Annotated in this window: 13 protein-coding genes and 1 other RNA gene; 3 read left to right on the forward strand and 11 right to left on the reverse strand. The window is 66.7% G+C overall.

Annotated features, from left to right (window positions below):
- Nucleotides 1–110: 110 nt before the first annotated feature.
- On the forward strand, nt 111–707 hold the full coding sequence (locus LVJ59_RS03365) for a hypothetical protein (protein ID WP_232761992.1): 597 nt from the start codon (nt 111–113) through the stop codon (nt 705–707).
- A 124-nt stretch (nt 708–831) separates the two neighbouring features.
- Here LVJ59_RS03365 and ssrA read toward each other — a convergent pair.
- Nucleotides 832–1,201, reverse strand: a transfer-messenger RNA (tmRNA) gene (gene ssrA / locus LVJ59_RS03370).
- 140 nt (nt 1,202–1,341) lie between these two features.
- Here ssrA and LVJ59_RS03375 point away from each other — a divergent pair.
- A complete protein-coding gene (locus LVJ59_RS03375; RefSeq protein ID WP_232761993.1) occupies nt 1,342–2,007 on the forward strand; it encodes an SIMPL domain-containing protein in 666 nt (221 codons plus the stop codon).
- Nucleotides 2,008–2,013: 6 nt separating this feature from the next.
- Here LVJ59_RS03375 and hflX read toward each other — a convergent pair whose 3' ends face one another.
- Nucleotides 2,014–3,525, reverse strand: coding sequence for a GTPase HflX (hflX, locus tag LVJ59_RS03380; RefSeq protein WP_232761994.1), 1,512 nt, complete (start codon nt 3,523–3,525; stop codon nt 2,014–2,016).
- A 68-nt stretch (nt 3,526–3,593) separates the two neighbouring features.
- Here hflX and LVJ59_RS03385 point away from each other — a divergent pair, with 68 nt between their 5' ends.
- Complete coding sequence (locus LVJ59_RS03385; protein WP_232761995.1) at nt 3,594–4,238, forward strand: class I SAM-dependent methyltransferase; 645 nt, start codon at nt 3,594–3,596, stop codon at nt 4,236–4,238.
- A 28-nt stretch (nt 4,239–4,266) separates the two neighbouring features.
- Here the strand turns inward: LVJ59_RS03385 and dapF are convergent, their stop codons facing one another.
- From dapF to LVJ59_RS03430, 9 genes are all read right to left on the reverse strand, one after another.
- A complete protein-coding gene (gene dapF / locus LVJ59_RS03390) occupies nt 4,267–5,139 on the reverse strand; it encodes a diaminopimelate epimerase (protein ID WP_232761996.1) in 873 nt (290 codons plus the stop codon).
- Nucleotides 5,140–5,161: 22 nt separating this feature from the next.
- The gene (locus LVJ59_RS03395; RefSeq protein ID WP_256536307.1) at nt 5,162–5,626 is read right to left on the reverse strand and encodes a GNAT family acetyltransferase; all 465 of its coding nucleotides are present in this window, start codon (nt 5,624–5,626) and stop codon (nt 5,162–5,164) included.
- Nucleotides 5,623–6,150 (reverse strand): dihydrofolate reductase family protein, encoded by a 528-nt coding sequence (locus LVJ59_RS03400; protein ID WP_232761997.1) that lies wholly within the window; start codon nt 6,148–6,150, stop codon nt 5,623–5,625. Before LVJ59_RS03400 ends, LVJ59_RS03395 begins: the two co-directional genes overlap by 4 nt.
- A gap of 42 nt (nt 6,151–6,192) precedes the next feature.
- Nucleotides 6,193–7,119: a tRNA (adenosine(37)-N6)-dimethylallyltransferase MiaA gene (miaA, locus tag LVJ59_RS03405; protein WP_232761998.1), complete on the reverse strand. Its 927-nt coding sequence runs from the start codon at nt 7,117–7,119 to the stop codon at nt 6,193–6,195.
- On the reverse strand, nt 7,116–8,663 hold the full coding sequence (gene miaB / locus LVJ59_RS03410; protein WP_232761999.1) for a tRNA (N6-isopentenyl adenosine(37)-C2)-methylthiotransferase MiaB: 1,548 nt from the start codon (nt 8,661–8,663) through the stop codon (nt 7,116–7,118). Before miaB ends, miaA begins: the two co-directional genes overlap by 4 nt.
- Nucleotides 8,664–8,712: 49 nt before the next feature.
- Nucleotides 8,713–9,138: a regulatory protein RecX gene (locus LVJ59_RS03415; protein ID WP_232762000.1), complete on the reverse strand. Its 426-nt coding sequence runs from the start codon at nt 9,136–9,138 to the stop codon at nt 8,713–8,715.
- Between the two features lie 437 nt (nt 9,139–9,575).
- Nucleotides 9,576–10,625 (reverse strand): recombinase RecA, encoded by a 1,050-nt coding sequence (recA, locus tag LVJ59_RS03420; protein WP_047519284.1) that lies wholly within the window; start codon nt 10,623–10,625, stop codon nt 9,576–9,578.
- A 266-nt stretch (nt 10,626–10,891) separates the two neighbouring features.
- On the reverse strand, nt 10,892–11,116 hold the full coding sequence (locus LVJ59_RS03425; protein WP_047519286.1) for a DUF3046 domain-containing protein: 225 nt from the start codon (nt 11,114–11,116) through the stop codon (nt 10,892–10,894).
- 20 nt (nt 11,117–11,136) lie between these two features.
- The gene (locus LVJ59_RS03430; protein WP_026049981.1) at nt 11,137–11,445 is read right to left on the reverse strand and encodes a helix-turn-helix domain-containing protein; all 309 of its coding nucleotides are present in this window, start codon (nt 11,443–11,445) and stop codon (nt 11,137–11,139) included.
- Between the last annotated feature and the right edge of the window lie 49 nt (nt 11,446–11,494).

Below are 11,494 nucleotides of genomic sequence, written 5' to 3' on the forward strand. Positions count from 1 at the left end.
GCCATCCACAGCGGCCGGGTCTCGCTGACCGGCTACTCGTCTCTGCTATCGTCTTCCAGGCGCCGAGGCCTCAGCTGTCGGGCCGCTCCACCCGTACCGAAGGATGCCCCGTGCCCGAACAGAGCCCCGTCCCCGCGCGCTCAGCGCTTTCTCGCCGCACCGTGATCGGCGCCGCGGCCTGGGCTGTGCCCGTCGTCGCCGTGACTGTCGCCGCCCCCGCGCACGCGGCGAGCGGAGGAGCCCTCGACGCGAGCGGCGTCGTCCTCACGTTCACCGGTCCGCAGTGGAGCTCGGAGTTCACCCTCACCGGGCAGCTCGCTCTCTCCCCGGCCGCACCGGCTCCGACCGACGTGACCATGACGATCACGTGGCAGGGCACGGGCGCCAACGCCGGCGCGCAGGGCCTCTACATCTACGGCGGCGGCACGCCGCCCATCGAGGCCGGAGTCACGGGTTGGACCTACCTGCAGGGGGCACCGGACAACCAGCTTCACACGACCGTCATCCTCAGCGCCTCCGCCCCAGCTGGTACGACTTCGATCCCGACCGTCTCCATCTACGACGGCGACACGTCGCTGCCGATCATGTACGGCGCGGAGACGCCCAACGGCGGGAGTTCCTTCTGGGACGGCATCATCACGATCCGTTTCGCCGCCCCCGGCTACGTCGACGCGGTCATGACAGTGCCCTACACCCAAGTGGTGTGAGGCAATCGTCTCGGGTCTGCACGACAACCGGACCGCGCTGGCGGATGAGAAGCCGGACAAACAGCGAAGCCCGCCTCTCTCGTGGCTACGAGGGAGGCGGGCTTCAATTCCTGTGACAACGACGTGGTGGAGCTGGGGGGAATCGAACCCCCGTCCAACGCTGAGTCTCCACGCCTTCTCCGGGCGCAGTCTGTGAAGACGTTCTGCTCGGCTCCGACCTTTGTCACAGACACCTAAGTCGACGAGCCCAGCCTGGGAAGAGTCCCACGTGACGTCCAGACGCCATCACGCAGCAAGATTCCTAGATGACGCCAGGATCCGTATCGGAATCACATACGGCCTGACGGACTATCGGGCTCGCTTATGCAGCGAGGGCGAAGTCGTTGCGCTTGGTTTCGGCAACTATTTTTTTGCAGAGAGCGTTTACGAGATAACTCTGCATCCTCGGCCCGCTTCTCGTGGATTCACAGGCGCTGTCGAAACCGATCAGCCCCGTGGTCCTTCTCTCGAAGGAGCCGTTGTCACACTATGGAATTGCCAACCCGGATGACGAACACCCGAGCATCTCAGACTACAACGTTCGACGGCTCTCCGCCATTCCGCCGGGGGTGATGAGCTGGCGTAGAGTCGGCCCATGAGTGAAGTCACCGTCACCGTCCGCGGCGAGCACGAGAGGCGCGTCGCACCGGAGAGAGCAACCATCCGCGTGAGCGTCCGCAGCGAGGGGCCGGAGCGGACGGTCGTCGTCGAACACGTGATGCGACTGGCCGACCCTGTGCGACACAGCATCACCGAGCGAGCCGACGCGGGCAGCATCGTGGACTGGACCAGCACTCGTCTCTCGGTGCGTGCGGAGCGGCCGTGGAGCAACGACGGCAAGCGCCTCGCACCCGTGTTCTACGCCAGCGTCGACTTCACCGCGACCTTCGCGGAAGCCTCCGAGCTTTCGATCTGGGCCTCCGACATCTCGCCGTGGGACGGCGTCGAGGTGGGCGGGGTCGAGTGGCATCTGACCCCCGAAACCCGGACGCAGGTCGAACAAGAGGTCGCTGCGGAAGCTGTCGGCGTCGCCGTCACACGGGCTCAGGCGTACGCCGGGGCGCTCGGACTGGAGCAGGTCACCCCCATCGAGATCGCCGACGCGGGCTTGATCTCTAAGGCTCAGGGCTCCGCAGAGGCGCCGCTGATGAAGGCGCGCGGAGGTATCGCTTTCGCTGCCGACGCCGGCCCCGTGATGGAGTACGAACCGGACGAGATCGTCATCTCGGCGACCGTCGAGGCCCGCTTCCTCGCCCGCTGACCCGGATCACTCCGGCGTCGCGAAGGGAGCGAGCTCCGCCGCGAGACGCTCGGACACCCGAGCATGAACGGCGGTACCCTCCTCCCGATGATCCACGGCGAGCAACATCCCGGACTCGTGGATCGCGGCCACCAGGTCGCCGCGATCGTAGGGGATCACCGCGTGGACCTCGACTGCCGGCTTCGGGAGTGCGTCCTCGATGGCGGCACGCAGCTCCGCGATTCCCTCGCCGGACCGTGAAGACACGAAGTGCGCCTGCGGCTGGAGGCCGCGGAGCACCAGACGCTCGTCCTCGTCGATCAGATCCGCCTTGTTGAAGACCACGATCTCGGGCAGATCCCGTACGCCGACATCACCGAGCACGTCGCGCACGGTCTGAAGCTGACCCGCCGGGTCGGGGTGCGAGCCGTCGACGACGTGGAGCACGACGTCGGCTTCGCCGACCTCTTCCAGCGTCGAACGGAAGGCCTCGACGAGCTGATGCGGCAGGTCACGGACGAAACCGACGGTGTCGGTCAACGTGTACACGCGTCCGTCCTCCGTCTCGGATCGCCGCACCGTGGCATCGAGCGTCGCGAACAGCGCGTTCTCGACCAGCACCCCGGCGCTCGTGAGCGCATTGAGCAGACTCGACTTGCCGGCGTTCGTGTACCCCGCGATCGCGACCGACGGAATCGTGTTGCGCTTGCGCTCGGCGCGCTTCGCCTCACGAGCCGGGCCGAAGTCTCGGATCTGGCGCCGCAGCAGAGCCATCTTGGTCCGGATCCGCCGACGGTCGAGTTCGATCTTGGTCTCACCGGGACCGCGCGAGCCCATGCCTGCGCCGCCGGCGCCCACCTGCCCACCGGCCTGACGACTCATCGAGTCACCCCATCCGCGCAGACGCGGAAGCAGGTATTCCAGCTGCGCGAGCTCGACCTGGGCCTTGCCCTCACGGCTCTTCGCGTGCTGGCTGAAGATGTCGAGGATCACCGTGGTGCGGTCGATGACCTTGACCTTGACGACGTCTTCGAGTGCACGACGCTGGCTCGGCGCGAGCTCCGTGTCGGCGATCACGGTGTCAGCGCCCACGGCGGCGACGATGTCTTTGAGTTCCTGCGCCTTGCCGCGACCGAGATATGTGGCGGCATCGGGATGCGGCCGGCGCTGAAGCACGCCATCGAGCACCACGGCACCGGCGGTCTCCGCCAACGCCGCGAGTTCACGGAGCGAGTTCTCGGCATCCTCCTGCGCGCCCTGCGGGTACACGCCGACGAGGACGACGTTCTCCAGACGCAGCTGCCGGTACTCGACCTCGGTGACGTCCTCGAGCTCTGTCGAAAGCCCGCCGACGCGACGAAGCGCGTGACGGTCTTCGAGGTCCCACTGCGCACCATCGGTGCTTCCGTGGGAGGCCGTCGATTCATCCTGCAGCGCCTGTGCTGCGCCGAACACGTGCACGTCGGAACGCTTCTCTGCGCTCGCGAGTACGCGATCGACGGTGTGGTCGTCGGTGGAGGGGGTGGTGGTCTCCGTCATCCGTTCCTTGTCTCTGCGTTTCGTAGCGAGCCTTAACCTTAGCCCGCGCTGTCCGGTACGCTCGCCCTATGGGGTCCGATCACTACTTCACTGCGGCCCCGGCAAGCCCCGAGAACCTTCGTAAGATCCGCGTATCGCTCGCAGGTCGAGAGCTCGAACTCACCACCGCCGGTGGTGTCTTCAGCCCGGATCGTCTCGACGCCGGCACTGCAGTGCTCCTCGCCAACACGCCTCCGGTTCCCCCGGGCGGCGACCTTCTCGACCTCGGGAGCGGTTGGGGTCCTGTCACGATCTCGATGGCCCTCGCCTCTCCCCATGCGACGGTGTGGGCCGTCGACGTGAATGAGCGCGCCCTGGATCTCGTCCGCCGCAACGCGGCTGCTCTCGGGCTCACCAATGTCAACGCATCTCTGCCCGACGATGTTCCCGCGCACGTGTCGTTCCGCACGATCCGCTCGAATCCGCCCATCCGCGTCGGCAAGAACGAGCTCCACGGGCTGTTGGAACGGTGGATCCCGCGACTCGACGAGCGCAGCGACGCGTGGCTCGTGGTGCAGCGCAACCTCGGGGCCGACTCGCTGCAGCGCTGGATCGGCGCGACGTTCCATCCGGGCTACAGCGTCTTCCGAACCGCCACCGGCAAGGGGTACCGGATCCTGAAGGTCCGTAAGCACGGCACGCTCCCGACGGAGCCGATCGCACTCTCCGAGTAGTGACTGTCGCCGTCGTCTTGGACGACGGTCAGACGAGGTCGACCTCGCCCTGGAACACCAGCTGGGCCGGGCCTGAGAGCGCGACGTGCTCCCCGTCCTCGGCCGGGAACATGCGTACGCCGAGGGTGCCGCCCGGCACTTCCACCTGCCAGTTGTTCGGCGCCTTCTCCCCCGCCCAGTAGCGTACGGCCAGCGCTGTCGCGGCGACGCCGGTACCGCAGCTGAGGGTCTCGCCCACACCCCGCTCATGGACGCGCATGCTCACGTGTCCGACGCCATCGCGCACGAGCGGCTCCCCTGGCACGACGAACTCGACGTTCGCCCCCTCGGGAAGCGAAGGATCGAGATCAGGTGCGCGGTGCAGCTCGAGGCCGGCGAGCTCGGCTTCCGAGGCGAGCGCCACGACGACGTGCGGATTGCCGACATCGATCCCGAGGCCGGGACGCGTGACGGGGAGCCCGTCGACACGCACGAGCGGGTCGTCGCCCGAGAGCTTCCAGCGGCCGAGGTCGACCTGGTATCCGGTCGCGCTTCGAGTCACGTCGCGCACACCGGCCCGCGTACCGATGGGCAGGGTGGATCCGTGCTCGATGGTCGCGAGACCGGAGCGAACCAGGTAGTGCGCGAACACCCGGATGCCGTTACCGCACATCTCGGCGAGCGAACCGTCGGCGTTGCGGTAGTCCATGAACCACTCGGCAGCAGGTTCCTCCGCCAGCGCGGCCTCGCCATCGGCGATCGCCTCGGATCGGACGACGCGGAGGATGCCGTCCGCACCGATACCGAAGTGGCGGTCGCAGAGGACGGTGACCTGTTCCACCGTCAGATCGAGTGCCCCGTCGGGGTCAGCGATGATGATGAAGTCGTTGCCCGTGCCGTGCCCTTTGGTGAATGCGACCATGCCCCCAGTCTAGAGAGCGGGGCTAGGCGTCGGAGACGAGACGCTTTCCCGTGTTGGCCACGGTGAACCGCTCGTACCCGAGGGCATCGTAGAAGCCGAGGACGTGTTCATTGCCCTCTCGGACCATCAGTTGCACCTTCGGACATCCCATCGCTTCGAGCACGCGCTCGGCCTCCGCCACCAGTGCTCGCGCGATTCCGAGGCCACGGTGAGACGCTGCCGTCGCGAGGTAGTAGAGCCACCCTCGATGACCGTCATACCCGGCCATCACCGATCCGATCACCTCGTCGTCCTTCGTCACCGCGACGAGGAACCCTTCGGGCTGCATGGCGAGCTTGCGCTCGATGTCGACACGCGGATCATTCCACGGCCGCGTGAGCCCGGCTTCTTCCCAGAGAGCGACGACGGCGTCCATATGAACGCGTTCGAACCGACGGACGGCCCAGTCCGCCGCACCGTAGGTCGGCGACTCGTTCGACACGCTCACGCGGACACCACGGAATAGCGTCCACACAGGAAGTTCCGATTGCGCGCGACCTCCAGGAGCTCGAGGTCGAGCCTGCGCGGGAGCAAAGGTGCGCCGGAGCCCAGCGTCACGGGCGCATACTGCACCCAGACCTCGTCCAGCAGCCCCGCATCGGCGAACTGACCCGCAAGGTCTCCCCCGCCGACGATCCAGATGTCCTGATCGCCCGCCGCCGCCGACATCTCGGCATGAACGCTCTGCACGTCCTGCTGGGTCAGCCGCACATCGGCGTTCTTCGGGAGTTGGAGTTCACGGTGGGAGAACACCCAGGTCGGCTGGCTGTAGCCCCATCGACCCTCTTCGTGGCGCATGACCCACTCGTACGTCGATGACCCCATGGCCAGGGCGCCGACGTTCTTCTCGAACGCGTTGTACCCCATCGGACCATCGGGATCGACATCCTGCGTCAGCAACCAATCGAGCGAATGCTCGTCTGTCGCGATGAACCCGTCGAGGCTGGAGGCGGTGAAGAAATGGGTGACCATGCCCTCAGCCTCCCACCACTCACCGACATCGAAGGCGGTCGGTCACGACGACGCGGTCTCGGCTCCGAGGAGCGCCTCCGCGTCCGCGGGTGCGGTCCACCACTCCAGCTCCGGGTACCGCTTGAACCACGAGACCTGCCGACGCGCGTAACGGCGGGTCAAGGCTTGCGTCTGAGCGATGGCGGCGGCTTCGTTCAGACTCCCGTCGAGCTGGGCCAAGGCCTGCGCATAGCCGATGGCTCGCGGAGCGGTGACACCACGTTCGAGGCCGTGCTCCCGCAGGCCTGCGACCTCTGCGACGAGACCGGCCTCCCACATCCGCTCGACGCGGGCATCGAGGCGAGGCACCAGGTCGGCGCGATCGACGTGCAGGCCGATCACCCGTGTTCGCGGGTGCCACAGCACGGGCCTTTCAGGCAAGGCGGCGCCGTGTGTACTGCTCCCCTGCTCGAGGACTTCGAGGGCTCGGATGACGCGGCGGCTGTTTCGCGGGTCGACCTTCGCCGCCGCCGCAGGATCCTGGGAACGGAGACGCTCGAGCAGTCCGGCGAGGCCTGCGGACTCCAACTCGCGCTCGAGGCGCTCACGGATCGCAGGGTCGCGCGGCGGGAAGTGGAACTCGTAGACGACGCTCGACACGTACAAGCCGGATCCACCCACGAGGATCGCGTCCCCGCCGCGCTGATGGATCGCACCGATCGCCTCTCGCGCCACCGGCTGATACCAGGCCACCGCCGCTTCTTCGGCGACCTCACGCACGTCGAACAGGTGGTGCGGGATGCCGCGCCGCTCTGCCACGGGCAGCTTCGCGGTTCCGATGTCCATGCCCCGGTAGAGCTGCATGGCGTCGGCGTTCACGATCTCGGCCGGGTTGCCCCGAGCACGCAACGCCTCCGCGAGATCGAGCGCAAGCTCGCTCTTCCCGGTGCCGGTCGCCCCGACGATCGCCCAGAGGCGCGGGTCGCTCACACTCCGACGCGTAGCGTGGGAAGGCCGAGCGAGACCGGTCGCGGGCCGCCCTCTGCCGCGGGCGTCGGGACCGCGCAGGACTCGGCCTGCCCGCGATCCCACGCGTCGCCGCCGCGGGTCCGACGGATGCGCAGCGGAGCGCCGGTCGGGTCATCCGCGAGCAGGTGGAACGGTGCCGCATGGGTCACCGTGACCGTCACGACGTCGCCCGGCCGCGGAAGAGCCGAACCGTCGGTCACCTCGAAATGCACCAGCCGGTTGTCTTCGGCGCGGCCAGTGAGCCGGTGGGTCTCCGCGTCCTTTTTGCCTTCGCCGGTCGAGACCAGCACCTCGACCTCGCGACCGACCTGCTTCTGGTTCTCTTCCAGGGAAATGCGCTCCTGCAGGGCGATCAGTCGGTTGTACCGCTCCTGCACGATCTCCTTGGGCACCTGGTCCTCCATCGTGGCGGCAGGGGTGCCCTCGCGGATCGAATACTGGAAGGTGAACGCGGCAGAGAATCGTGCCTGTTCGACGACGCGCAGTGTGTCTTCGAAGTCCTCGTCCGTCTCGCCCGGGAATCCGACGATGATGTCGGTGGTGATCGCCGCGTTCGGGATTCGTTCGCGGACCCGATCGAGGATTCCGAGGAAACGCTCGCTGCGGTACGAACGACGCATGGCTTTGAGGATGCGATCGCTTCCGGACTGGAGCGGCATGTGCAGCTGCGGCATCACGTTCGGCGTCTCGGCCATCGCATCGATCACGTCGTCGGTGAATGCCGCGGGGTGCGGACTGGTGAACCGGATCCGCTCGAGTCCGTCGATCTCGCCCGCCGCGCGGAGGAGCTTGCCGAACGCCTGACGATCGCCGAACTCGACCCCGTAGGAGTTCACGTTCTGCCCGAGCAGAGTGACTTCGATCGCGCCGTCATCCACGAGGAAACGGATCTCGTTCAAGATGTCGCCGGGACGACGATCTTTCTCCTTCCCGCGCAGGCTGGGGACGATGCAGAAGGTGCAGGTGTTGTTGCAGCCCACGGAGATGGATACCCAGCCGCTGTGCGCGGAGTCGCGCTTCGTCGGCAGCGTGGACGGGAAGACCTCGAGCGACTCGAGGATCTCGAGCTCGGCATCACCGTTGTGGCGTGCGCGCTCGAGGAGGCCGGGCAATGAGCCCATGTTGTGGGTTCCGAACACGACGTCGACCCACGGAGCCTTGTCGAGGACGGCCTGCTTGTCCATCTGCGCCAGACACCCGCCCACCGCGATCTGCATGCCGTGCTTGCGTCGCTTCACCGAGGCGAGGTGCCCCAGCGTGCCGTACAGCTTGCCGGCGGCGTTGTCTCGCACGGCACAGGTGTTGATGATCACCACATCGGCTTCGGCACCGTCGAGCGCACGCACATAGCCGGCGCTCTCCAACGAGCCGGAGAGCCGTTCAGAGTCATGCACGTTCATCTGACACCCGAAGGTGCGGACTTCGTAGGATCGCTGTCGCCCGTCGTCGTCGACGGCCGCCGACGACGCACTGATGATCGTCGGTTCACTGCGCGGAATAGTCATGATCAACCCATTGTACGAGCCGATTCCACGCGTGTGCCGCGTCGGGATCTCAGTCCGAGTCGACGAATCGGACGCCCGAGGTCCCCCTGCCGAACGTCGCCTCCTGCAATGCCGTCTTCGCCGCCTTCATCGCTGTCGATCCGTTGTAGCCGCGACGCGAGAGCTGCCCCATCAGACGCCGAAGCGCCGTGTCGTGGTCCAACCGGGCGAGCGAACGAGCCTTGCTCCGAGCGAACTCGAGAGCACGTTCGTCGTCATCGTCGGGTAACTCATCGAGCGCGACATCGATAACCTCGCGCGGGATGCCCCGCTGGGCCAGCGCCCGGGAGAGTGCGACTCGCCCCTGCCCTTTCCGCTCCACTCCCGACGTCACCAGAACCTCGGCGAGAGCGGCATCGTCGAGGTAGCCTCGGCGTCCGAAGTCTTCGATCACCTCGTCGATCGTGGCGCTGTCGAGCTCGTGTCCCCGCAACATCTGACGCGCTTCGGAAACCGACAGTGAGCGGGCTCGCAGCTTCCGTACGAGCGACTCCTCGGCCGCGGTACGGGCCTCGTCCGGATCAACCTCGTCGCCACCCGACGCCTCGTTGGATGTGTCGAGCGCATGGAGACGGGGCCCTGAGCTCGCCTCGCCTGCTCGCCCGGCTCCCGGCCTCGCAGATGCTCGTCGGGCGGGATGGCGGTCACTGGGCGTGCCCGCATCGGACGTCGTCCCGAGCGCGGATCCGCGAGACGGAGTGTCCCACGTCGATCGCCACGCTCCGGCGTCGTTCGTGTGGCCGGGCTCGGCTTCCGAGGCGACGTCGCTTCCTACCGCAGCGCTCCGGCCGGGGTCGCCCTGAGGGCGAGCACCGCCGAAGAGAGGAATGATGGGGGCGATCCGCTCGGAATCGCCCCCACGTGTGTCATTCATCAGGCCGGACGACGCTCGGCGAGCTCGTCAGCGGCGTCAGGAGCGACGAGTTGCGCACCGATACCGAGCTTCTGCTTGATCTGCGTCTCGATCGCGAGAGCGATATCGGGGTTGTTCAGCAGGAACGTACGGGCGTTCTCCTTGCCCTGCCCGAGCTGGTCGCCGTCGTAGGTGTACCACGAGCCCGACTTCTTGACGATGGCATGCTCGACGCCGAAATCGATCAGGCTGCCTTCGCGTGAGATGCCGACGCCGTAGAGGATGTCGAACTCCGCCTGCTTGAAAGGCGGAGCCATCTTGTTCTTCACGACCTTGACCCTGGTGCGGTTACCGACAGCATCGGTCCCGTCTTTCAGCGTCTCGATACGACGGATGTCCATCCGGACGGACGCGTAGAACTTCAATGCCTTACCACCGGCCGTGGTCTCGGGCGAGCCGAAGAAGACACCGATCTTCTCGCGGAGCTGGTTGATGAAGATCATCGTGGTGTTCGTCTGGTTCAGGCCACCGGTCAGCTTGCGAAGCGCCTGCGACATGAGTCGAGCCTGCAGACCCACATGCGAATCACCCATCTCTCCCTCGATCTCGGCGCGCGGCACGAGCGCGGCGACGGAGTCGATGACGATCAGGTCGATCGCCCCGGATCGAACGAGCATGTCGGCGATCTCGAGCGCCTGCTCACCGGTGTCGGGCTGCGACACCAGGAGCGCGTCGATGTCGACACCGAGCTTTGCTGCGTAGTCGGGGTCGAGAGCGTGCTCCGCGTCGATGAAGGCCGCGATACCGCCGGCGCGCTGTGCGTTCGCGATCGCATGCAGCGTCAGCGTGGTCTTACCCGAGGACTCCGGTCCGTAGATCTCGACGATTCGACCACGCGGGAGTCCGCCGACGCCGAGGGCGACGTCGAGCGCGATGGAGCCGGTCGGGATGACCGCAACGGGGGCGCGCTCATCACTGCCCAGCCGCATGACCGAGCCCTTTCCGAACTGACGGTCGATCTGGGCGAGGGCGGTCTCGAGGGACTTCTCGCGGTCTGCGGGTGATGGCATGATGTGCTCCTTCTGCGCGCGGTGCCGCCTGTAGGCTGTCGCGGCCCTCCCGGTTGGGAGTGACTCTCCGACAAGGCGTATGGCTCTTCGGCTTGTTCTCCACCGTACGAGGGGCCACCGACATCGTCTCGGCAAACTCACGTTCGGTGGACAATCACAGCTCTGAACCACCTGTGCAGAAGACTACGCTCTCTTCGAACGAATATTCGACGACACGCCGCCGATCGCACACCGTGTGCCGTAACCCGCGGACATCGCCGACGGAGTCAGTGCCCGCGCGGCTCCAGACGGCCGACACCGTGACGCCGGTTCTCCGGGACGTCCATCTCCACGCACAGCGCGAGCCAGATCTCACGGGGCGGTGTCCCGTCGGCCAACGCCTCGAGCGCCGTGCGACCACGAAGAGCCGAGAGTCCGAGATCGTTCACCAATGACGATGCTCGTGCCTGGAACTCGGTGTCGACCGCGCGCAGAAACTCGCTACGACGCATCGTTCACTCCGGCACCCTGCTCAGTGCAACGAGAGCTGAGGCTCGACCGACGCCACGAGGTCGTCCGGAACGACGTCCGGGAAGACCTGGATGCCCTCGAGAACCGAGATGCGGTCTCCGACCTCGCGCATGATCGTCGAGATGGGCACATCGAGAGCATCGGCGACGGATGCGAGGATCTCGCTCGACGCTTCCTTCTGCCCACGCTCGACCTCACTGAGGTAGCCGAGCGCAACCGACGCCTTGCTTGCAACCTGCCGGAGCGTGCGCCCCTTCTGCAGGCGGAAGTCCCTCAGCACATCGCCGATTTCCTGTCGCACAAGAATCATCGGAACCTCCTCCCCGTGTGGTCGTTCGGGGTCTCCCCCGATAGGACAG

It is taken from the genome of Microbacterium sp. KKR3/1, from assembly GCF_021272365.1.
Lineage (GTDB): Bacteria > Actinomycetota > Actinomycetes > Actinomycetales > Microbacteriaceae > Microbacterium > Microbacterium aurugineum.